Genomic DNA, 22,248 nt, shown 5'->3' on the forward strand with positions numbered 1-22,248 from the left:
GTCACGCCGCTACGTGCCCTCAACGGTTTTTAGCAGACGCTCCTTGTCGGCGACCGACATCTGGTCGAACGCCAGGATCATCCGCGCCAGGCGCTCGTCGCCGGCGAACAGATAGGCCGTCGGTACCGACAAGGCGCTCGCCAGACGCTCAGCCGTGGCCATGTCCGGCTGATGGACGCCTAGCTCATACCGGTTGATGCGCGTACTGGCCACAAAGGGATCCAAGCCTGCCCGAATACCGAGTTCTTTCTGCGAAAGTTGAAGCTGTTCCCGGGCCGCTTTGAGGCGGTGCTGGAAAACCAGCCGAATGTCCTGCTGACGCGCCATAGTCCGAACCCGGTAGGAGGGACCTACGAGATTCGTAACTTCGCCTTGCGCTGGATACTACGAGTTTCGTAGTATCGGCTGCAACCGTACGCCTTTCATGTGTTTAGGCTTTCTCGGTGCATAGCCATGCAGCTCATGCTCGACGATGAATCCGGCATTCCCATCCCCATGGACGACTTCGTCCGCGAGGCCTGGGCGGTCCAATTCGGCCGTGCCGCTGCGAATCAGGCCGTTGAGCAGCTGTGCGAGCGCCTGGCCGAGTGCTTCGCCTCCAGCCTGGCCGAATGTCTCGATGCCGACCTGCAACTGCCCACCGAGGCCCAGGTCCGCTATGCAACCGACATTTCCCGGCATCTGGGCGTCTCGCTGCCTGCTGAGGCGCTGCGGTTTCGTGGGGCGATGTACGACTTCCTCGACCGTTTTGCCGAGTCCCACCGTCTCCGCCGTCGTGTGCCACGGGAAGACATCACCTGAGTCGATTACACCAGGCCACGCAGTAGCGACCCGGTCGGGGGGCGCAGCATCCAGCGGGATCGCAAGATGAAGTGGGTGTCGGGCGTCGGCGCGTCCGGCCAGGGGACGACTTCCCATAGCGACTGCCCGTCCACGGCATAGACCAGCGTCGCCGGATCGAAGAGGCCGCCGAAGACCGTGCCGGTGATGTGGGTGCCGTATGGATCGGTGCGTATGGCGGAGAGCTTGGCCGCGACATTCGGCGCACGGCCGATCCAGACCAGGTCGTTGCTACGTCGGATTCCCGCTCGCGTTGCCATCACGTCGCTTCGGTCGATGCCGACACCGTGACTCATCAGGTAGCCCGCCTGACGCAAACCGGGCACGTGCCGATCGAGCGCCGGACGCATCAGCTCGTGGACGGCATAGAAAATATGCATCGCTGCGCTGACTGCGCGCTGCTCTTGGTTGGGCCCGACAAAAACCCCCATGACGCGATCGCCGTCAAAGCTTCGGATGTGTCCCTGGTGATAGCGGATGATGTCGCAGGTCGGCCCAAGGAAGAGCTTGATGACCATCGCGGCAACGCGTGGATCAAAGCGAGTCGCCAGCAACGTCGAATCGGCCAGATCGGCATAGAGCATCGTCGCTGACATCGTCACCCCGCCGCCGGCAAGAGCCACATCATCGGACTTCGGCACCACCAGGCCAGCGCGGGTGCTCCAGCGCTCGGTCGTGATCGACTCGATCCGTGCGGCGAGATCGTGGTAGAGCGCCATTAGCGAGACACCGACAAGGCCAATACCGCCAAGGCGACCAGCCAGGGCGCGACGCTCAGCCCCATCCAGAAGTAGGCTCGCTTCAGGCGATCAAATTTGACCGTCAAAATCTTCGCGTTGATCCACGCCTGGTCGATGATGTCATCTGTATGGGCACCGAGGTTGCGCTGGCTGAATCGTGTTCGGTAGTCGGCTTCGTCCAGTTGGGCAACGGTCCGAAAGTAGATCAGCGAGCGCTCGCCATCGGTCAGGTGAGGAAACGAGCCGCGGTACAGCAGGATGAGGCTCGCAACCTGCATGACAGCAAAGAGCGCAATCGCGCCGATCACGGAAGGTGAGACGTCGCTAACGGGCAGGACTTTGGCAAAAGCGATACTGATCATCGCCAGGTCCACCGCCAGAACCACAGATAGCTTGGTCTCGACCCGCGCGAAGAAGGACAGCACCAGGGCCAGTTGGTCTTTTGCCCGGCCGGCGAGCTCCTCGTTCATGCCTGGGTCCGGCGAGGACGTCACCGTTGACCGGGTCGGTTCGGTACCCACCAAGGCCAGGTCGACAGCAGCCGTCGCGGCTCGAACGGCGGCTGTCGCCTGTGCGGCGACTTGTTCTAACGCCGGGTCGTCCACCGCGTCCGTCACGGTGAGAGCCTGGCCGTCGTGCCAGCCTGCCGCCTCCACGACCGTGTCCGCCACGGCCAAAACCCACTGCGTGCCTGCCTGGCGAAGAACCGCGCGAACCTCTGTCATGAGCTCCTCCTTACGTGGGGCAGGAGCGTACCGGCACAGGCGCCTGATTGGCAGGCCTGAAAAGGGCCTCTGCGCTCGTTTCAAACGACGACCGCACGCCCGTTCTGTACCGCTTCGGAGGCGGAGGGAGGCACGACAACGCCATGAGGCGGGATAACTTTTGATTATCCCGCCTTCAATTTCGTGCCGATCAACCGCTTGACGGCATGCGTTGTAGTACGTATATACGTAGTATGTACTACGGTACGATAAACAGAGGGGCCGATCATGGCACGTGGCAGAGTCTATAAATCCGAGGTCAAGACGGCTCGGGACGCGCTTCTGCGGCAGGGCACGAATCCTTCGCTGGATGCTGTTCGCATCGCCTTGGGCAATACCGGCTCCAAAACGACGATCCATCGCCTGATGAGGGAACTGGAGGCCGAAGAGGCCGAGGCGACCCCGCGGAACGGCGAAGCGGTGAGCGACGCATTGCAAGGCTTAGTGAGCCAATTGGCAGCCCAGCTCCGCGAGGAAGCCGATTCGATCGTCGCCGCCGGTCAGGCCGAGGCGGCGGCAAAAGTGGCGGCTGCTCGCGAGGATGTCGCCCGGCTCACCCAGCAAGGGCAAGATGCCAGCGCGCAGATCCAGCGCCTGCAGACCACGTTGGATGAGGTACACCAGGCGCTGACCACCACCGAACGAGCCGCACGCGATCGGGACACGACGATCGTCGGTCTGAACGAGCGCATCGCCGGCCTTGAGCGTCAACTCGGCGAGCGCGAGGCTCACCTAATGTCGGCAGAGACCAAACACCAGCAGGCGCGCGATGCCCTGGAGCACTTCAGACAAGCATCCCGGGAGCAACGGGACACCGAGGCGCGTCAGCATGAACAGGCTGTGCAAGCCCTCCAGGTCGAACTCCGTCGCGCGACGGACGCGGTGGCATCGAAGAACGACGAACTGCTGAGCCTCAACAGGGCCAACGCCCGATACACCGAGCAAGTGGGCCAACTCGACAAGGAACTGCGGGACACCCGTCGGACGTTACAGACGGCCCAGACGCGCGTCGCGGAGGCCGAAGGCCTGCGCCAGGCCAATCAGGCGCTCGAGCAACGCGTCAGTCAGTTAACCGTCGACATCGAGGCCATGCGCCGCGAACAGACGACAGCGCACATGCAATGGGATGGCGAACGCGCTGCACTGGCCGATGCCTTGCGAGAGGCCAGAGCCCAGGGCGAGCGGTGGGGGACGATCGAGGCCATGCTATCCAATCTTCAGCCAACTTCACCAGCGATCGATGGATCGTCGAGCTGATGCGCTCCACGGTACGATCGCATTCGTTACGTTCTCAATGAGGAAGGACAACGGCATGGCGATGGAACAGGGAGAAAAGATGGCAACGGACGATGAGCTGCTGATCCACGTACGGCTCATGGGCGGCTGCGATCACCCAGACTTCATTTTCAAAACAGAGAAGGATTGGGGACATCAGTTCGAATACGCCGCATGCACCCGTTGCAATGCGAAGGCTCATCTTTTTCGAGGGCTGGGCGGCACGCCGGATCCCTTGCGCGAACTCAAACGCCTCATACCACGACACTGCCAAGACATGATTGCCGTCAACAAGGTGCTTCGGCATCTGGAAAGCCAGGGCTGGCATTGGACCGTGCAGCGGCGGAATGGCTCGCACCAATTCGTTCTCGCAAATGGATCGCTACGAGTGGAGGGAGCTCCTCACGCGGACGAGACGGCAGCCGCCGCCTCAACACTAATTCGGTTGGCGAATTCCGCCTCGGCTTGATCGTAAAGTCTGGATTTACCGCTCCCACAAGGCCATTTCTTCTTCACGTCGGTAATGCGCGCTCGCTAGCGGGCTAGACGCGCCCGACATCCGACTGACGACGCCGGCTGGCATCGCAGAGCGAGGGGGCGATGAGAACATAAAGCCTCGGCGTTTCAGCGCCTTATGACGGAAAGTGCGCTTTTTTTGGGGATTCTCGGCCGACCCTCATGTATATCTTTGGCCGGCTTATCAGGCATTTTCCACCCCACGCGAGGTGGTATTATCGACGGCATTTTCTCCGGGTGGCAAACCGTTCAAATGCGGGCCCAAAAAAGCACGCTTGCCACGGCATTTTCTCGCCGCCGCCGACAAAATCGATTCACGCTCATCAATCCGGTCCAGGATGTAATCCTTGACGCTGCCGTAGGCTTCCAAATCCTCCTGGCTATCACTGGTCGGACCGATGTCCAGCAACGCATGCAACATGCGTTTCCACACGCCCAGCAGCTGCTCATGCTGCCGCCTCTCTACCGCTTTCATGCGATCATCCCTTGGGGCGTCGCCCCGGTTGGTCTCTACCAATCGCCGCCCGGGTCAGGCCGTCAAACTCGGCCCGGGCGGCACCTTTCGCGAAGCGTCACGGCTTACCGTGACACCGCTTGTACTTCTGACCACTCCCGCACGGGCAGGGCTGATTCGCCCCCACCTTCGCCACCTGGACAACCCGCGAGGCGGCCGCCTGTGGAGCCGGAGCAGGATCCGCAGGACCCTTCATCGTGCGGTGATACTTGACCAGCTTTTCCGCCTGGAAGCCCGTCCAGTTCCTCACGGCCTGGACCACGAAGGCGTTCAAGCTGAGCCCCATCATTTCCGCCACCGCCGACGCTTCTTCCTTCAAGTCGGGCGGCAAACGCAGGTTCAATTTCACCGTCTCGGACATGGAAAACTCCGCTCAAAATGTGGCCCCATTCTGGCCCCATAATGGCCCCATGTCCATCCGGCGCAAACCGCGCCACTAAGCCATTCGTCCCGAATGGCATGTCCCTTGTTGCATTAAAGACAAGCCCCAGGTCACACCCCTCGCGCTGCGCGCGAGGGGTGTGACCCTCGGCCCCTGCAGGTAACCAAGAAAGATTGGTCAGCTGAAGCAGGGCGATGACTGGCATCACCTGCTCAACTTTGATCACCGGTTCCGCCTGTACGGCTTCGGGTTGGAGCGAGACGGCCTCCGGCCTCGCAGGGGCGACAGCCCCTGCACCCCGGGCCGCGCGCTGGGCAAAGTCCTGACGCCAGAAACGGGCCTGCTCGCAGAGCAGGGGCCACGCCTCAAGCTTGCCCGGCAGGAAGCTGTAGCCGTTCGGACTGACCAACTCGGCGGTGCGCTCATTGAGCACCCAGCCGGCCCAACGATCGTTGAGCGCGCCCATGTCACCGCGCCGGCGCAAGCGAAGCAACCGAACCACAGACCACGGCACGCGGCGCTGGCCATCGTCCCAGTAACGAACCGTGCGCATCGACACGCCGAGGAACTCGGCGCAGGCTTTGCGGCTCAGAAAGCAGCTGTGGCGAAGGGCCCGAAAGCCATCTGGTGCCAAATGCCATGGCCGGCGATATGGCCGGCGACGGCTGTTCTCGGCGCTTAAACTCCAACAAGCTAAGCCATTGATTTGACTAGTGGGCGTGATGGCTTGTCGACTCGACTGCGCAATGACCGCTTCATAGAAACCTCTGCAGTGAAGGATCCACTGCAGAGATCCATACGCATACGGAAATGCAACGCGCACAAACTTTGGCAACGAAGAACGTATGCGAAGGAAGGCTTGAACTCGAGGCCCCGATCACGGAAGCCTGCTTCGCTTCGCCCAGACTATTTTGATGCGATCCAGTTGATGTCCCTCCTTCCGGACAAGGATCCATGGTTCCGTGAGGCGCGGGCGGTCTCGCTTCGAGTCAAACAGGGCTGGGATGTAGCGGGAAAGCACGATACGCATACCCTCGGCGTAAGCGCGCTTTAGGATGCTAGCCAACGCGCGCAGCAAGAGTTGGAGGCTCGCCTCCGCTTGGGGATCAGGCGGCATGAATTGGCCCACAATGACGGCAAGCAGCTGCTCGGCCGACCGCGAGGCAGTCTTGCTAAGCGTGCTTCGGTGGATGACTCGTGTCTGGCCGATGAGCAGTGGCGGGAGGAAACGGATTTCCGCCAGTGGTGAGCGCCTCGCAGGCTTGAACGTCCGATTCGGCTGACACGCTAGCCCGTGAAAGAACAGCGACATTTCTGCATCGGTCAGGCTCTCAGGAGGTAGGCGATTGGCGAGCTGGCAACCAATGTTGAGGAAGCCAGGAGATATTTGCGGAGGCAGTTCCAAGCCCGCCACCTCATCACGTAACGAGGTCAGTTTGGCGAGAGCAGATGGAAGATCATGGACTGTATTCGCCCTCATCGCTTGTCGCTTCAACGTGCGCGTGTGGCTCGTGGACAGTATCCATTCCGGCCCTCGGCAGGAGTCACGCAGAGCCTGTGGAAGCACAACGGCGTTCCGCATAGCATCGAACGACGTTGTCGCGCCTTCTGGAGGGATGAGAAGGGTGTATGCCCGTTCCTTTTCGGCCCAGGTCAGATAGCGATCTATGAACGCGGCTGCGCTTTCTGCCTGATCAAACGGGTAGGCGCAACTGACCATCTCACTGAAGATGTCGTGGCCGTTCCGACAGGCGAGCAGTTGATGGCCGGGGTCCCCGCGTAGAGTAAGTGAGCTGTCGCATACTGCACATTTCGTCAGCAATCGCATTCGGTGCCAAGGACAACGACGCACCCAGGGGAGTTGGTGCAATAAGGTGTGAAACCCTTGGCGTAGACAAGCAGGACAGTAGCGAAACGCCCAACTCGTCTCCAAAATGTTTGAGCCGCCCCGAAAGGGAAGCCATAAGGCCGCATCCAGTGTGGCTGCTGATTTCAGTGACAGTGCTTCCGCCACCTTGCTGCGACTCGCTTCACTGAAAGTCAGGCGAAGGGAAAGATCATCGTTACCGCGGTTTCGTATCCCGAACGCAGAAAAATAGCTTTTGTGACTGATGTGATTGAGCCTGACTACACGGCTGAAGGCACCGAAAACGGAGATCCCTGGAAGGCTTGAGAAATCCGCGCCAACAAAGCGCGCGCCTCCGAAGTCAGCGATGTGTGTCATCGGGCACCACCGCATGCTTGGACAGCTCTAGTTCGATGTAGCCCGCCCAGAGGAGTGCCTTGAGGGCTTGCTCTCGGTTGAACTGGCGAAAATTCGGATCTTCGCCAGCTATACGGACCAAAAGAAAGTAAACGAAGCGCTCGAAAGATTGCATCGGAAAGGGAGCTATTGCGGGCAGGTGATTTTTTACTCGAAGGTCCTCCACGACCTCGCGAAATAGCCCTACTTGCGAGGTTAGGCGATAACCATTCATGTACGCATTGCGGGCGAAGTAGGCTGTGCAGGGAACGCCCGTTTCGTCATCAGGAAAAATCACCCCTTCGTCGTATTCGTTGAAAGCCATCGTGACATCGCAACCTTGAAAGTCTATAGCGTTAGCGTTCCCCCAAAGTAGTCCAGTGAATTGATGGGCCATCGAGTAGAAGCGTCCGGTGACCTGCGTTGGCGGGCGGTGATCAATGGCTTGCTGGCCGCCCCATTCCGCGTCGTTTTGATAGATCAAGATAAAGAAAGCGCGCTTTTTGCGGCGTTCGAGGAGGTTGTCGAGGGTGACAAGATGATCGTGCTCAAACGAGGTGAATCGGTTTGCCTCATTTATTACTACTGCTATAGCTTCTTGGCATAGGTCCCTAGTTCTCTCCATCAGAAGGTTGCATGCACGCATCATGCTTTCTGCGCCTGTGGCATGTCGGATTGTCCTCATGCCGGCGGTTTCGAGGAACGTTGCGGAGAAGTAATTCTCCGTTGCTTTTTCGGGTTTCCCGTAATCCATGAAGAAGAACGCGACGGGGAAGGGTTGCCAGGAGGCGTTCATTGCAAGGCACTCGACGCCCCATGTTTTTCCGTCTCGGCCGTTTCCGTGAATTGGTATGCCTCTGTCGCCACGCTCAAGGGCGGTCGCGCAAGCGGCGCCCATACGGTTGATTGGGCCTGTCACAATGATGGGCCTCCTCGGACGGAGCATGGGGTGAATAGGAGGGGCAGGGGGAGCCCAGATCGCCATCACGACTTCCTCCGCTGCCGAAGATCCACTTGACCAGCGCGTGGGGTGAGATCAGAGAGTGAGTTGAGCTGGTCGAGAAGGGAGGGCTTGGCCTTCCTAAATACAGGCTGGGTTTGTTTGAGGCCTTCTTTCAGATATTCATCTGTCGCCCATTGGAGCTCAGATGCTTTGGCGCGAACGAACTCATGGTAAGCAGCCAGCGCATCGTCGGTACCCTCAATGTGGAGGATTCCGCGCTGGACGCATTTGAGAACGGCGCTGCGCTGCTGAAGGCTGTGCGGTACACCCCAGGGACGCAGGGCCTGCAGAACGACGAGCAAGTTCCCATCCTCGTCCCAGATCGACATCTGATGGGCGGAATGGCTATGGATGCTCGCCCAAAAAGTCCGACCCACCAGATCGTAGCGATTGTTCAATTTCTTCGATCGATATTTTGCATGCTGATATTTGACGTATGGCAGCACGCCCTTGCGCTTGTTCCCACGGATGGTCACCGATTTATGAAGGACGAGTAATTGCTCGGTGTCTTCCGCCGTAAGGAAGGACTGCGTGGTCCACATGCCGTCGTGGATATGAGACTCGAACACTTCTCGGGGTGTTCGATGCTGTAACGCCGGGTGAGGGGTTATGTTGTAGGCACTGATCTCAACGTCGATCAGGTCCCGTAGAGCTTCCGCATTGACCGGGTAGTTCTTGGAAGACTTGGTTGATACGAATTGCTTCTTGCCGCTTTGTTCATTTGGAGGCCGGTAGCCACCGGCCAACTGCCGAAGTACCGCGTCTTCCAGGCGCTTGAAAAACGCCTCGATGTTGGGACGTCCTTCTGGCACGTGGGGGAATCCCAGGTTGACTACACCCAGCTGATGGTCACCAATGTTCTCCGTTGTGATCTTGGCTTTGTGAGCGAGAAAATTGTCAATGGCAGTGCTCGCCGGGCGATGCACGTCGCCAGCGACACAACTCATGGTGGGCATCCATGCATCGGGGGCGTACCGGAGATTGGGGACAATGAGTTTTCGCGGCTCCCAAGGGCGCAGGGTGTTTGCGAAGGTCTCTAGAACGTCATATCGGTCGTAAGAAGGGCCGACGACCAGCGTGCATGGAAAAGCGGCCAGTGAAACAACGTCGATGGCTGCCAATACCCAGATGGCGCTGACGAGTTCGGTCGTCCACTTGCCGTCCTTTGTGGGGACTTGAGCGTGCCAATCGCAGTCAGTTCTATGGCCGTCCAGCTCGACGCGATCGAGGGGCTGCAATGTTAGTAGTTGGTCGAGTCGTGTCAGGGTGTAAGCAGCGTCCTCGTTATCTCCCATTTGGAGGTCGCGCACTCCCTTTCGCTCCCGCTTGATCCAGTTTTGGAGGGCTCGGCGGCCCCGATCCGAACTGTTTAAGGGGTAGTAGCATTCAAGTTCCTTACCTTTGAGATAGGCGACGAACTTCCGGAAGAACACCTCGAACTTGGAGCTGGGTTCATTATGTGCGGGCAACTTTCCTTTGTAGCTGAGTACGAGCTCCTTGAGGTCGGGTAGTGCTGCAAGCAGACGAGCGAACGCACCGGGGCCGGATGCAAGAGGAACCTCGACCCGAGTGACCACCGATTCAGCGACTCGGTACCACGGTATGCAGACTCGATAGCCGAACGGTTTCCCATCGGGAGCAAGAGTGGAGGCAGCTTCGGTCATGCTGGTTAATGTGCTGCGGTCGACTCCGTAGGTGCGTGCAGCTTGCTGTATGGAAGCGCCATCCAGTACAGCGCTTAAGGCGAGTACACGTTGGTCGAATTTCGCCAAGTGCTTTTTTTTGACGAAATCACGGCCCGGCATGGGGTAGTTCGCACTGACGCAAAAGGGTGGTACGGCGATGTCCTTCTTCATGGGCGCCTCACTTGGCAAACTGAGTGCGCGGTCAAAGGAAACTTCGGGTCGATTGATAGACGGCCGGCGTGGATCAGGTCGCAGATCACGCAGCGAACGTCTCCAGGTGGGAACCCGTCAAGCGCATCGACGATTTGAGATATCCGCAATCGATCAAAGCGACCGGCGATGTCTAGAACTCGTGCGCGAAGATCGAATCGGTGCCTGAAACGAGACGCCAGCTGCACGCCGGGCAACATTCGTAGCCATGAAGCGAATGCGGTAGCGCTTTGGAGAAGGTCAGCCTCGAATTCGAACTTGAGTGGCAACTGGGCGCGCTCAGCGGCCTCCAGGAGTTGCCGCTCTTTACGGTGTCGCCGGCGCGCCGGGGCGGAAGGCTCGGACGAACCGACAGGTACTAGAAGGGGCAGGTATTCGCGCCCCGATGTAGTGCGGTACCAGAAGGAAAACTCGTAAGTCTCAGCGTCGCAGATGAGTCGCCGTGGGCGCTCGACGTAGCTCTCCACTTCCGGATCAAACTCAAGTTGGAGCGCAAGGAATAGGTTCGGCAGCATCGCGACACGCGTACGCCTGGCACCCATCTTAGGCGAGTTGAAGGTATAGATATCCTCATCTCGCACCTCTTTGGGGCTAAGTTCGCGTGCGGTGTATGGGAGAGTACGGCTCCTAGCGAGCGTGTCAGGCAAGTTCATAGCGATCTCCTTCTTGGGGCAAAAGCCGCCCGTCGCGCACCCTTGACGAGTGTGCGAAAGGACTTGACCTGGAAAGAAGAAGATGGGAGCCTGCGAAGGCGATAAGCCGTAAGCCCCAAGTCCCCGCCTGCCAGCGGGGATTTCTTTTTCCAAGACAGAAATTGTTAGCAGGCTGCTCTAGGGATTGAACCGCTAGAGCACCGCAAGCCTACTTTTGGGCTGCTATCTTGTGAGCTAGTCCTTCCGTTGGACTTGGTGTCCTCCACTTTCAAGTAGGCACAACAGTTCTGCGACGGCACTTGCTGTCGCGAACCATCCGCGCCTTGGTGGCATCCGTAGGAGGGCGATTGGCAACTGACCTCGGGACCGCGCTTTCCGAATTGCGCCGACTGACGGGTACCTCAGCACGATCGCAAGATCGGACAGTGTCAGCAGGTCACCAAATTGCTGGCGAAGCGCAGCTTCACGTTCGGCTCTGGTCTTCATCTCGTCGCCAGTCCTCGTCTGTCTCCCTTGGTTGCCGACCTTGGAGGGTGCTCCCCTGCGTCGCAAGAGCATGGTTTGACAAGGCAACGTACATATCGAATCTATGAGCTAGCTTTATCGGCGTGTTTGTGTTAGATGGGCGCCATGTCGAGCGCCGCGCGAATCCTTGGAACCAGGCTCTGGTTGAGGCTCGTCTTGGCGATGTTGGGAATCACTAAGGCATCAAAGCTCGTCGATGAGCTCGACAAACCATATTCTCAGCTGAACTTCGCCTACGGCATTGACAGGCGTGGGCCGGAGTCTTGGGAGAAAGGTAAGGCAGCAGTATGGACGCGAACCGCTCATCGGGTGGAGAGCCGGGTACCCAATACCGAATACGTCCTCGGGATTTACAGGCTACTTTCCCCCGGTGCATTGAGCGCTCCAGCTGCTCTACGAGCAGTTCAAGGCCTGTACCGTCAGCAAATCGACGGCGAAAAAAGTTGGGCACTGCCGCCCCCCGGCTTCTTCCGGCCGCCTTCCGTGGAAGTTGTGTTCTACGCATGGGAGGATTCTGCTTCACTCGCGAGGCGCGGTGACCTTCTCGGCTTCCTTGCAATCCTGGCGCTACTCAGGACCGCTGTCGCCCGCAGCGAATTTCAGAGGAGCGCGGAGCTCGCAATTCACATGTATACGGCGCTCCCAAGCGTCTGCCGACTAGCCTGGGTGAGGCCGGACATCGACCTTTTGCTTCAATGCATAGAGGACATGATGGGCGTTGGCGGCATCCGCTGGTTCTTCACACGGATCCTCATTGACTGGGAGGCGTTCAGGGCTGAAGTATTGATGCCCACCGCATGGCAGGGAACACCTCCGTGGATCCTTTCAAGAGATGTAGCTGAAGGCCGCCCCGCTTCTCCTCGTCCCGTTCCACTTCTTGAAGATGTTGTGCCTCTGCACCATTGGGTTCGCCGGCCAGCAGAGCCGGGGCACGAGAAGGTAAGGCGGGGGAAGCGGCGCCTCCCTTTCTTCTTTCCCAAGGCAGACTCATGAGGGGATCATGCGAACAGCTGGGATAGAAATCTTGCTGTTCGAGTGAGGGGCAAGGCATGCCCTTCTTCCAGAAGCGCAGGCGGTGTGCTGGTCTTCTGGATCGTCGACTTCCTCGCTCAACCGATGCTTTCTTGAGCATCCATCGTTAGGTATCGAAGTGGGCTAGGAGGATTCAGCCGCCTTTAGCAGACGATCTTTCTCCGATGCAGGAAGTTGATCAAACGCCAGGATCATGCGTGCCAAGCGCTCATCATCAGCGAACAAATAGGCGGTGGGGACGGACAGCGCAGCAGCTAAGCGCTCAATTGTCGCCATGTCCGGCTCGTGGACCCCAAGTTCGTAGCGGTTGATGCGCGTACTGGCCACAAACGGGTCCAAGCCTGCCTGAATGCCGAGTTGTTTTTGCGAAAGCTCACGCAGTGCACGCGCCTGCTTAAGGCGTTGCTGGAAGACCAGCCGAATGTCCGTTCGTCGGGGCATGAAACGAATCTGCGGAGGAGGTCCTACGAGATTCGTAACTTTGCCTTGCGCCCGATACTACGAGTTTCGTAGCATCACGCGCAAGCGACACCCCTCAAGCACCGGTTTGCTTCCCTTATGCGGCTCGTACTCGACGACGACAGCGGCATCTCTCTCCCCCTCAATGACGTTGTCCGGGAGGCTTGGCTGCTGCAATACAACCGGGCAGCACACACGGGAGCTATCGACGGATTCCGGGAGCGCTTAGCTTCCTGCTTCGCGACGAGCTTGGCCGAATGTTTGGACACCGACCTCAAACCCCCAACCGACGCCCAGATCCAGTACGCCACTAGCATCGCACGAGAGCTTGGCATCGCTCTGCCATCGGAGGCGCTGCGCTTTCGTGGGCCCATGGGGGAATTCATTGATCGGTTTGCTGAGGCGCTGCGGCAAAAGCGTCGAGGCTATTTGAAGGACGAGCAGGGCACATGATCGTCCGGCGAGAGGGCTTCGTGCGAGATGATCCAAGAGAGGTTGTCTAGTGGAGACTTCGAGCGTGGCAACAGTGACCAAGAAGAAGTTCGACGTGCTGTTGGAGGCTGCGAGGGCGGCAGCAAACCCCGCAGAGGCCATAGCGTCGGAAGATGCGGTCTTCAGGGCTCTTTTGGAGCTAACGGTGTACGCGCATGTTCCCGCTGAACACGTTCCGCCTGATCGGATCCGCTTCATCCAATTTGTTCGTCCCGATAACGCTCAGACTGTCCTACCGTTCTTCAGCGATCGCGAGCAGGCGGAAGAGGTCGCTGCTGTGAGACAAGTCGGCATCGTCGCGATGACTGGTCGCCGCCTCCTCGAGCTGACCCGGGGCGCGACGTTGATGCTGAACCCCAATAGAGATCGTGTCGCCCTGTATCCCCCGGAGGTGACCGCCTTGTTGGACGGGCGTTCCCTCGGCCACTTTTTTCATGAGATTTGCGATCAGGAAGAACAAGTTGGGTTCTGCCCACCTTCAGTTCCTACCGCGGCTTTGGTGCAAGTTCTCCAAGCGTTGTTTGCACGCGAGGCGGCGGTGCGGGCGGCTTATCTGGTGGAAATGCATCGCGGCGCTGATCTATCGGACGTCTCTTTGCTGTTGACTTTGGTGGTGACCCTCGGAAGTGAAGAGCGCATCGTCCAACTGACCTCGTTGGAGCTGAATTCGCTGTCCCCTGTTCCGCGGTTGGCCGTCACTCTGTCCTGCAAGTCGCCCGATGAACTGCTGCCAGAGCATTGCCGGCACGGTATTCAGTTCTATGGAACCTGAGAGAGAGACTTTCCGCGTCGCCGAGCACGTGCATATGCGGACACGGAAGCGATGTGGAGTGTGCTACGCATGATGTAGTGATGAGCCGTAATAGTTGGGACGTGGGCGAACCGAGGCCGTCCCTCGCTCCGAAGAACCTCGGGCGGCCAGGTTCAAGCCATGCGACACCGTTTCCACATCCTCATTATTCCTTTCCTTCCGAAGATCCAGACCATGACGACTCCGAGCGAACGAGCACGATCCTTGGTGTGGGCCGGCGCGTTTTTGGTCGAGTTGAACAAGGACCAGAGCCTGCCACTCGGTATCCGTAGAACTGCGGCAGTCATCGCACGGCACTTCCCAACGACGCTGGACATCAAGCGCATGGCATCAGCGCCATTCCCTGATGTGGAGATGGGCTCTTCAGCGGAACTCGCCGACTGGCTGAAGGAGTACCCGGAAGGCCCGCTGCTCGACTCCACGCGGTTGAGATTTCCGGAGGAGCAGCCACTGCCAAAGAGCAAGCGCAAACGTGAGTACTGACTCGGCTTGCGCTTGGTCGAACCCTGGTCCCGCCGCCACCTGTATGGTCAAGCACGTGTCCGGCTCGTCGAGTTTTGCAGCACGGCACGGACTCGCAGGCCAAAGCTTCTGAGACGACGTCTGGACGGCGATAACGTGATTAGGGAGCATTATCGCGGGTGGGTACCCGCGGGGCTGCCCGTCCGATAGATGTGTCGTGAACTCACTGGGCACCATCGCAACGGACGGGCTTCGGCGGAGGCGGAAGCAGAGAGGGGTTTTGCGCCGCGCAGAAGCTGACCGTTTCCTCGCTGTAGTCCGGGCCTCGGGTGCGCTGCAGCGCGGCTTCGTCGAGCTCGCGGAAGGCAAAGGTGACCTTGCCATGCTTGTCGACGTGGCCGAGTAGATAGCCGTACACATGCTGGCGGGCATTCGGACCGGGCTTCACCCCCTGCGGCAGCGGATAGCGCTGGGCGCCGGAGGTGCCGACTACCCAGCCGGGAACTACCGCGCCACCGTGCTTGCGGTTTCGCCAATACGCTGTGTCGTAGACGTTTGCCAGATAGTAGTGCTCGTGGCTGGCAATCACGTAGACGGGCTTGCGGCGCTGGGCAGCGGCGAGCCGCCGGTAGATATGTTCGCCGCTGCGAATGCCCGGCACGCTCTGGCACATGCTGTGGTCATCGGAGAGGCTGTGCGGAAGCGGCTCGTGCAGTCCCACGACGATGCTGTGGATCGAGTCGTCCTTGAGGTCGGCATCCAACAGGGCGTCGAACCAGGCGAGCTGCTCGTCGTCGATCGAGTGATCTTCGGTGTTGTCCAGGTTGATGAAGTCCACGCCACGCAGGTTCCAGTGGTTGTAGGTCGCGTCGGCTGGCGTCGTCGGAATGCCCGCGTGATGCTGGGCGTCCCGCGTGCGCTGGGCGCGAAGCTCGGGGCGATCCAGCAGTCCGGCAAACTCGATGCGGAACTGCGTGCGTGACTTGGGTGGAATCACTTCGTGATTGCCGATGCCGATGAAGAACGGCGTGTCGCCGAACGGCGCGACCTCGTGCTGCGTGAAGTCCGCCCAGGCCGTGTGCAGATAGTCCGAGATGCTGGGCGGGTACGGGAAGTTCTTGAAGCGGCGCTCGGCCGCATAGTCCTCGTCCACCTTGTAGATCGCACGCAGGTCACCCAGGTGCCAGTAGAAGCTGGCGCCGTCGGCCTTGGCGCCGGCGGCGATTGCGGGCATCACGACGTTGCCGCAATTGCGCGAATCGCCGGACACTGCAAAGGTCCAGGAGCCGTCGTCAGCAGCCACTTTGCCGGCATCCTGCGCATGCGCGTTCGCGCCACACGCGATGAGCGCAACGGCGAGGCAGTGCAGTGGCAGATGGCGCAGGATCGGTGAGTTCTTCATGGTGGCAATGTCCCTGTCAGATAGGTAAGTGAAATCGGATTGAGGTGAATATCAGCTCGAACGGACCGGGTCTGCCACAACGTGGCCGACCGCCCAGCCGATCGACGCGCAGACCACTGCACTGAGCGCGGCGCCAAGCATGTCGGCAGGCCAGTGGATGCCCACGTAGATCCGGGCCCACGCGAGGATGGCGCCAAGGACGAGCAGGATGGTTCCCTCGGCGCGGCCACTGCGTGCAAAGAGCACCAGCGCCGCCACCCACGTCAGGGTTACATGGGTGCTGGGCATCGAGTTGTTCGCCGCATGCACCATCCAGGCGTGCCCCATGCCGGCGGCGAAGGGGCGGGGGTGGAACGCCCATCGGCTGATCGCCGCCTCGATCACCAAGGCGAGAACTGCCGCACTTGCCAGTTGCAGTGCGCCCCGACGGTCGCGTGTACGCAGCAGCGTCCACGCTGCCAGGGCCAGTGCCGCATACAGCGGCGCTTCGGCAAGCACGGCGGCCGAAGCGATGAGCCAGCGAGGGGATGCATCGCTCGCGTGGAGGTATTCGAACAGCGCGACATTCCAGCCCGTCGCGACCAGGTTCATGTGGGTGGGCAGGCCGATGATGCCGGCAGCGAACGCGGGGAACACGGACATGGCGCTATCGGCCCCTTTCCGCAGGTTGATGCCGCCCGACCCAGACGAAGACAGGCACCGCAGCCAATTGGGTCACCATGCAGAACGCCACCGTCCATGCCACCGAGTGATCGTAGAGATAACCGATCGCCGCACTGCCCAGGAACCAGAACATGCCGTACCCCGCGGTGAACAGGCCAAACGCCGAGGCGCGCCGCTCGGAGGGCACCATCGGTGCCACAGCGGCCGGGATGATGGATTCGTGCACCCCCATACCCATGCCCCACAGCGCCGCGCCGACCAGCGCCAGCGTGAAGCCGCCAAGGAACACCAGCGGTGCGAACAGCGAAGTGACCACGGTCAGCGCGATCAACACCCGAAAGCCGTAGCGGTCGAACAAGCGCCCCAGGACCAGAGACACCGTGCCGCTCACCGCCATGGCCACCGCGTAGAAGCCGGCGATCCATTCGGTGCTGATCGCATCGCTGCGGGCCAGGTGGTATGCGACCAGCGGGTAGTCGGCAAAGCCGATGGCGACCAGTGCCGCTCCCGACAGGTAAACCCAGTAGCGCCTTGGAAATCCATCGCTGCCCGCCTTGCGCGTCCCTGCCGGTTCGAGATCCTCCGGCTTGGGATACAGCCAGCGCGCCGTCATCACGAGCGTGACGTTGAGCAGCGCGGGGATCAGCAGCACGGCAAACGCTTCGTGGTAGCTGCCGTGCCTGGACAGGACAAAGGCCACCACCAGCGGACCGAGCATCGCACCGAACTGGTCGAAGGCCTCGTGGATGCCAAAGGTCCATCCGTAACCGCCCAGGTGGCGTGCCGCATGGGACAGCATGACGTCGCGCGGCGGGTTGCGGATGGCGCGTCCGACACGCTCAAGCACGATCAGGATCGCCGCAGCCATCCAGCTGTGCGTAAGTGCGAGCGCGGGTACCGAGCTCATCTGGATAACGTAACCGGTGATCGCGATGGGCCAGAACCGTCGGGTGCTATCGGCCAGACGGCCGGAGAACAGACGCAGCGCATAACCGAGGAACTCGCCCAGACCGGTAATCACGCCGACGGCGAATGCGGTGGCGCCGAGCGAGCCCAGATAGGGCCCGAGCATGCTGCGTGAGCCTTCGTGCGTGAAATCCGCGAACAGGCTGAGTACGCCCACCAGCAACACGAAGCGGGCTGCTAGGCGGCTGCGATCCGTCGTGCCCGGGCGTAGAGATGGCCGGCTCACGGTGAACGATTCCATGCGATCCCGAGCGGGTGGTGTGGGCCCGCAGAAGGCAGACGCGCGATCGCCTCGAACGGGTCGGGCGACCCACAGCACATCGGTGGCCGCAACGGATCGATGCGGTGAACGGAGGGCAGGGCAGCTTGATGCATGCGAAGAAACTCCCTTGGCCAACGTCCAGCAAGACAGGACGTTGGCCGGTGGAAAAGGGAGGCATCATCAGCCGGGTCGGCGGTTCGCCCTGCCAGCAGGGCCTGGAGGCATGCCATCTCCAGTCAGCGATATTAATTCAGTCGCGACATGGGCGAGCCCGTGTGGCGATGGTCCGTGTCAGGGACTGCCCCATCCCGCGGCTGTGGCAAAGCCGGCAACTCATTCCACCGGGGTACTGTCGTCCGGTCGCCGTGCCAGTTCGCCATGTTTGAACAGGTTGGCAGCCACTTGATAGTAGGCCGTGGCCTCGTCGACCAGTGGGTGCGTGAGCGGTTTCACCGCGTCGGCATCGCCTGTCTGGGTGTTGGGTATCTGTTGCTCCACTCGCCGCCCCGGCTCGAGGATGGTCATGAGGCCGTTGTGGAAATAGCCGAGCTTTTCGTACGTGGCCGGGAAGGCTCGTTCGCGACCATGCTCAAGCTGGAACACGTCGTAGCCGAAGAAGCGGCTGCGATAGCTGAAGTGCAGCAGCCCTAACAGGGTCGGCGGGATGTCGATCTGTGCGGTAAGCCTCTCGACCCTCCGCGGTGCGATGTGCGCCGGCGCGTAGATCCACAGTGGGATGTGGTAGCGGTTGATCGGGATGCTGGCCTTGCCTGCACTGGCGGCATCGTGGTCGGCGGTGATCACGAACACCGTGTCCTTGAAGTACGGCTTGTCCTTGGCGCGCTTGAGAAAGTCGCCGATCGCCCAGTCGGTGTACGCCACCGCGCCGGCACGCGAGCCCTGCGGATAAGGCACGCGATCGGCCGGGAAGGTGAACGGCCGATGGTTGGAGGTGGTCATCACGTGCACGAAGAACGGCTTGCCCTCGGCGTTCACCTGGTCCATATGGTGCAAGGCCAACGTGAAAAGATCTTCGTCGGCCACGCCCCACACATTCTCATGGTGGATCGTGGCGTCCTTGGGGATGTCCTTGCGGTCCACCGCCAGGTAGCCGTTGTGGCTGAAGAAGTAGTTCATGTTGTCGAAGTAGCCGTAGCCACCGTAGACGAACTCCGACACGTAGCCGCGATCGTTGAAGATGTCCGCCAGCGAGAACAGGTTCTCGTTGCCCTTCATCTTGATCACCGAGTCGCCCGGCGTCGGCGGGATCGACAGCGACAGCGCCTCCAGTCCGCGCACCGTACGCGTGCCGTTGGCGTAGACGTTCTCGAAGAACAGGCTGTTGCTGGCCAGTGCATCCAGCTGCGGCGTGAGCTTTTCCTTGTTGCCGAACACGCCCAGGTAGTCGGCCGAGAGGCTTTCCACGCTGATCAGCACCACGTTGAGGTGCTGCTCCGGGCCAGTGTTGCGGATGGCGCGGGTGAGGTCGTGCGGATTATCGCTGAGGTAGGTGGCCTCGGGCGTCTTCAGCAGTTCGCGCACACGGGCATAAGCTTCGTCCTGCGGCAGGGTACGGTAGAACTTGGCGTAGTCGAGGTGGCTGGAGCGGAACGCGGCGAAGAACTGGAAGATGCCGTTGCCGGCCAGTTCGTTGACGTAGTTGTTGTCGGTGCGGTCCTTCATGTCGGCGGTGAACGAAGCGGTCACCAGCACGGTCAGGCCCAGCCACACGGCGGCCAGCATGCTGCGCTGGCCGAACCGGCTGCCATCGTCGTTGCGGTAAACGCGGCGGCGGCTCAGCCACAGCACCGCCATGGCGGCCAGCGCCAGCAGCGCGAGCCAGGTGCCGATCGGATACGACTCGCGGATGTTGCCGATCACCTCGGTGGTGTAGACGAGATAGTCCACCGCGATGAAGTTGAAGCGCACGCCGAACTCCTGCCAGAACACCAGCTCGGAAGCAGCCACGAACAGCAGCCCGAACAGCAGCGCCAGGCACAGCCCGTACAGGTAGCCGCGGCCACTGCGACGGTTGTATGCCAGCGCGGGCAGGGGCAGCAGGTATAGCGCCAGGATCGCCAGCGGCCACACCTGCTGAAAGCTCGCGCGCCAGAGCCAGTGCAGCACGCCCCAGCACAGCGCGAAGCCGCCCAATAGCGCACCGATCCAGGCCAGCCAGCGCCCCACGTTCCGCACGGCGGCCCGGTCGCTGGGCGCGATCCACAGGAACAGCACCAGCGGCCAGGCCACGTAGACGTAGGTCGCCAGGTCGGCCAGCGCACCCACGCCGAAGGCGTAGAGATAGTTCAGCGGGTTCGGGCTCACGCCCTTGCCAGTCATCACCAGCAGGGCGATCCGTGTGACCACGCCGATGGCCAGATAGGCTGCGGCGAGCCAGCCGAGCGGGCGCAGCCTCTGACGCCTGAGATCGATGAGGGAATACATGGAAGGTCCTGCGCAACTGCGGTCAAAAAGGATATTTCGGGGAGCTTTTGGCCGGCTTAGGGCTCCCCACCGGCATGCCGCGGCTCAAGTCGGGCATGCCCGCCGTCAAGCGAACGGATGCCCTTAGGCGGGCATCCCGTGGTGCTGGCAACGTCAGGATGCGTCCGCCGATGCCGCCTCGCACGGCATAAATAGCGCCCGTACCTCTTTCAGCGGCGTGCCGTGGCTCTCCCAGAAATGGCGCAACTTGCTCTCCAGGTCGACCAGTTCAATGCAATGGGGCAAGCGCGGATGAGTGGCTTCCATGTGCCGGACACGGGGTTTGTCACCCGCCAGATAGCCACTCTGCACGTGGTGCACCAGTACCTGCTCGATCCCCTCACGGTGGGCAGTCTTGAGCACGTGGTCGGCAAGCGACCGGGCATTGAGGCGATCCCACACCGAGCGAGGCTCAAGCTTGGCGGAGTGATGGAAGTACAAGCGAAGGGCGGCGAGTTTGTTCATGGATATCTCTCGAACGGATCAGGATGCGGAATCGGAAGCAGCGGCCAGCTTGGCGCGCCGAAGAGCGGGGATGTCGGACAGGCGGATGCCTTCGGGCCACGGCAGATGCTTGGGCTGACCGACACGCTGGGAGCGATAGATGCCGGTGTGACCGGAGAACAGATAGGCCACCACACAGGCCAGCGCGGCGTAGCAGCCCACCCCCGGCCCGAACAGCTCGATCGCCATCACCGTGGATGCGATCGGTGTATTGGCCGCGCCCGCAAACACGCCCACGAATCCCAGTCCGGCGAGCAGGTAGAACGGCAACGGCAGCACGTGGCCCAGCGCATTGCCCAGCGTGGCACCGATGAAAAACAGCGGCGTCACTTCGCCCCCTTTGAAGCCCGAGGCCAAGGTCACCGCGGTGAACCCGAACTTGCCGGCGAAGTCATAGGGCGGAAGGGGATGCAGGAATGCCGCCTGGATCGTGGGGATGCCCAGGCCGAGGTATTGCCGGCCACCCAGCAAGAAGACGACACCGGCAACCATCGCTCCACCCACAAACAGGCGCAGAGGCGGGTACTTGATCAGCCGCTTGAACAGTGCCGAGAGCGCGTGCGTGGCGTCGGCGAACAGCATGCCGACCAGGCCGAAGCAGATTCCCGCGCAAACGGTGGCCAGCAAGCCAAGCGTGCTGATGGCCGGCACCGCACCCATCACATAGGCCGCGTGATGCGTGCCCAGAAGCAGGGCCACCTGATCGGCGATGACGGCCGAGAGGACGCAAGGCAGCAGCGCGTCGTAGCGAATCTTGCCGATCGCCAGTATCTCAAGGCCGAAGATGGCGCCCGCCAAGGGGGTGCCGAACACCGATGCGAAACCGGCGCTGATACCCGCCATCAGAAGGATGCGGCGATCGTCTTTCCCGAGTCCCAGGCGATGGGTGACCTGATCGGCCAGCGTCCCACCCATCTGTACCGCCGTACCCTCACGCCCGGCCGAGCCACCAAACAGATGAGTCACCACCGTGCCGGCGAACACCATGAAGGCCATTCTCTTGGGCACGATCTTCTTGGGGTCGTGGATTTCGTCGAGCAACAGGTTGTTGCCTCCCTCCACGTCCTTGCCGATGCGGTGGTAGACCCAGCCGACGGCGAAGCCCGCGATGGGAAGGAGCGCGAGCATGTAGGCGTGCGAGGTTTGCACGCCGGTGGCCCAGTCAAGGGACCGCAAAAACAGTGCAGACGCCACGCCGACCAGCACGCCGACAATGGCTGAAAGCAGCAGCCATCTGCCGAGCAGGGGCACCATGGCCACCTGCTCGGGAGCAGAGAAGCGTTTCATTTGGGGGTGTTCCAGATTCGAGGTTGCTCAAAATCTGGACAGGTCGATGCCTAGGCGCACGCCTACGCTGCCCTG

General features: G+C 61.0%; 22 protein-coding genes and 1 riboswitch. Of the genes, 7 read left to right on the forward strand and 15 right to left on the reverse strand.

Features of this window, described 5'->3' with window-relative positions:
* Window positions 1–9 precede the first annotated feature (9 nt).
* Complete coding sequence (locus BDW41_RS16940; protein WP_074549063.1) at window positions 10–327, reverse strand: helix-turn-helix transcriptional regulator; 318 nt, start codon at window positions 325–327, stop codon at window positions 10–12.
* Between the two features lie 126 nt (window positions 328–453).
* Here BDW41_RS16940 and BDW41_RS16945 point away from each other — a divergent pair, with 126 nt between their 5' ends.
* Window positions 454–801 (forward strand): hypothetical protein, encoded by a 348-nt coding sequence (locus BDW41_RS16945; RefSeq protein ID WP_074549061.1) that lies wholly within the window; start codon window positions 454–456, stop codon window positions 799–801.
* Between the two features lie 5 nt (window positions 802–806).
* Here the strand turns inward: BDW41_RS16945 and BDW41_RS16950 are convergent, their stop codons facing one another.
* Complete coding sequence (locus tag BDW41_RS16950) at window positions 807–1,559, reverse strand: adenylate/guanylate cyclase domain-containing protein (RefSeq protein ID WP_074549058.1); 753 nt, start codon at window positions 1,557–1,559, stop codon at window positions 807–809.
* On the reverse strand, window positions 1,559–2,305 hold the full coding sequence (locus BDW41_RS16955; protein WP_074549056.1) for a Pycsar system effector family protein: 747 nt from the start codon (window positions 2,303–2,305) through the stop codon (window positions 1,559–1,561). The genes BDW41_RS16950 and BDW41_RS16955 overlap by 1 nt, the downstream gene beginning before the upstream one ends.
* A 267-nt stretch (window positions 2,306–2,572) precedes the next feature.
* On the opposite strand from BDW41_RS16955, the gene BDW41_RS16960 reads away from it, so the two are divergent.
* Both BDW41_RS16960 and BDW41_RS23140 read left to right on the forward strand, forming a co-directional pair.
* A complete protein-coding gene (locus BDW41_RS16960) occupies window positions 2,573–3,601 on the forward strand; it encodes a DNA-binding protein (RefSeq protein WP_074549054.1) in 1,029 nt (342 codons plus the stop codon).
* Window positions 3,602–3,656: 55 nt separating this feature from the next.
* Entirely contained in the window at window positions 3,657–4,088 is a 432-nt protein-coding gene (locus BDW41_RS23140) for a hypothetical protein (RefSeq protein ID WP_146217373.1), read from the forward strand.
* A gap of 231 nt (window positions 4,089–4,319) precedes the next feature.
* Here the strand turns inward: BDW41_RS23140 and BDW41_RS16970 are convergent, their stop codons facing one another.
* The 5 genes from BDW41_RS16970 to BDW41_RS16995 form a co-directional block, all read right to left on the reverse strand.
* A complete protein-coding gene (locus BDW41_RS16970; RefSeq protein WP_074549050.1) occupies window positions 4,320–4,610 on the reverse strand; it encodes a hypothetical protein in 291 nt (96 codons plus the stop codon).
* A gap of 97 nt (window positions 4,611–4,707) precedes the next feature.
* A complete protein-coding gene (locus BDW41_RS23405) occupies window positions 4,708–5,010 on the reverse strand; it encodes a YlcI/YnfO family protein (protein ID WP_083337680.1) in 303 nt (100 codons plus the stop codon).
* An 898-nt stretch (window positions 5,011–5,908) separates the two neighbouring features.
* Window positions 5,909–7,255: a hypothetical protein gene (locus tag BDW41_RS23150; protein ID WP_146217375.1), complete on the reverse strand. Its 1,347-nt coding sequence runs from the start codon at window positions 7,253–7,255 to the stop codon at window positions 5,909–5,911.
* Window positions 7,239–8,069: a hypothetical protein gene (locus BDW41_RS16990; RefSeq protein WP_083337658.1), complete on the reverse strand. Its 831-nt coding sequence runs from the start codon at window positions 8,067–8,069 to the stop codon at window positions 7,239–7,241. Before BDW41_RS16990 ends, BDW41_RS23150 begins: the two co-directional genes overlap by 17 nt.
* 188 nt (window positions 8,070–8,257) lie before the next feature.
* Window positions 8,258–10,132, reverse strand: a complete 1,875-nt coding sequence (locus tag BDW41_RS16995; RefSeq protein WP_074549047.1) for a helix-turn-helix domain-containing protein — start codon at window positions 10,130–10,132, stop codon at window positions 8,258–8,260.
* Between the two features lie 1,322 nt (window positions 10,133–11,454).
* Here BDW41_RS16995 and BDW41_RS23765 point away from each other — a divergent pair.
* Entirely contained in the window at window positions 11,455–12,342 is an 888-nt protein-coding gene (locus BDW41_RS23765; RefSeq protein WP_146217376.1) for a hypothetical protein, read from the forward strand.
* A gap of 162 nt (window positions 12,343–12,504) precedes the next feature.
* Here BDW41_RS23765 and BDW41_RS17010 read toward each other — a convergent pair whose 3' ends face one another.
* Window positions 12,505–12,822, reverse strand: coding sequence for a helix-turn-helix transcriptional regulator (locus BDW41_RS17010; RefSeq protein ID WP_017461006.1), 318 nt, complete (start codon window positions 12,820–12,822; stop codon window positions 12,505–12,507).
* Window positions 12,823–12,939: 117 nt separating this feature from the next.
* On the opposite strand from BDW41_RS17010, the gene BDW41_RS17015 reads away from it, so the two are divergent.
* From BDW41_RS17015 to BDW41_RS17025, 3 genes are all read left to right on the forward strand, one after another.
* A complete protein-coding gene (locus tag BDW41_RS17015) occupies window positions 12,940–13,293 on the forward strand; it encodes a hypothetical protein (RefSeq protein WP_074549041.1) in 354 nt (117 codons plus the stop codon).
* A 64-nt stretch (window positions 13,294–13,357) separates the two neighbouring features.
* Window positions 13,358–14,104, forward strand: coding sequence for an enhanced serine sensitivity protein SseB C-terminal domain-containing protein (locus tag BDW41_RS17020; RefSeq protein WP_233496912.1), 747 nt, complete (start codon window positions 13,358–13,360; stop codon window positions 14,102–14,104).
* Window positions 14,105–14,263: 159 nt separating this feature from the next.
* Window positions 14,264–14,626 (forward strand): BPSL0761 family protein, encoded by a 363-nt coding sequence (locus BDW41_RS17025; protein WP_233496913.1) that lies wholly within the window; start codon window positions 14,264–14,266, stop codon window positions 14,624–14,626.
* A gap of 202 nt (window positions 14,627–14,828) precedes the next feature.
* Here the strand turns inward: BDW41_RS17025 and BDW41_RS17030 are convergent, their stop codons facing one another.
* From BDW41_RS17030 to BDW41_RS17055, 6 genes are all read right to left on the reverse strand, one after another.
* A complete protein-coding gene (locus tag BDW41_RS17030) occupies window positions 14,829–16,007 on the reverse strand; it encodes a hypothetical protein (protein ID WP_074549037.1) in 1,179 nt (392 codons plus the stop codon).
* Window positions 16,008–16,058: 51 nt separating this feature from the next.
* Entirely contained in the window at window positions 16,059–16,649 is a 591-nt protein-coding gene (locus tag BDW41_RS17035) for a phosphatase PAP2 family protein (RefSeq protein WP_074549035.1), read from the reverse strand.
* 4 nt (window positions 16,650–16,653) lie between these two features.
* Window positions 16,654–17,862: an MFS transporter gene (locus tag BDW41_RS17040; RefSeq protein WP_233496914.1), complete on the reverse strand. Its 1,209-nt coding sequence runs from the start codon at window positions 17,860–17,862 to the stop codon at window positions 16,654–16,656.
* Window positions 17,863–18,062: 200 nt separating this feature from the next.
* Window positions 18,063–18,141: riboswitch (Fluoride riboswitch) on the reverse strand.
* Window positions 18,142–18,231: 90 nt separating this feature from the next.
* Window positions 18,232–20,343, reverse strand: coding sequence for an LTA synthase family protein (locus BDW41_RS17045; protein WP_074549031.1), 2,112 nt, complete (start codon window positions 20,341–20,343; stop codon window positions 18,232–18,234).
* 153 nt (window positions 20,344–20,496) lie between these two features.
* Window positions 20,497–20,847 carry a DUF190 domain-containing protein gene (locus BDW41_RS17050; RefSeq protein WP_074549029.1) on the reverse strand — a complete coding sequence of 117 codons (351 nt, stop codon included), beginning with the start codon at window positions 20,845–20,847 and terminating at the stop codon, window positions 20,497–20,499.
* Between the two features lie 18 nt (window positions 20,848–20,865).
* Window positions 20,866–22,173: a voltage-gated chloride channel family protein gene (locus tag BDW41_RS17055; RefSeq protein WP_074549027.1), complete on the reverse strand. Its 1,308-nt coding sequence runs from the start codon at window positions 22,171–22,173 to the stop codon at window positions 20,866–20,868.
* Between the last annotated feature and the right edge of the window lie 75 nt (window positions 22,174–22,248).

The organism is Dyella sp. AtDHG13, assembly GCF_003201105.1.
GTDB lineage: Bacteria > Pseudomonadota > Gammaproteobacteria > Xanthomonadales > Rhodanobacteraceae > Dyella > Dyella jiangningensis_B.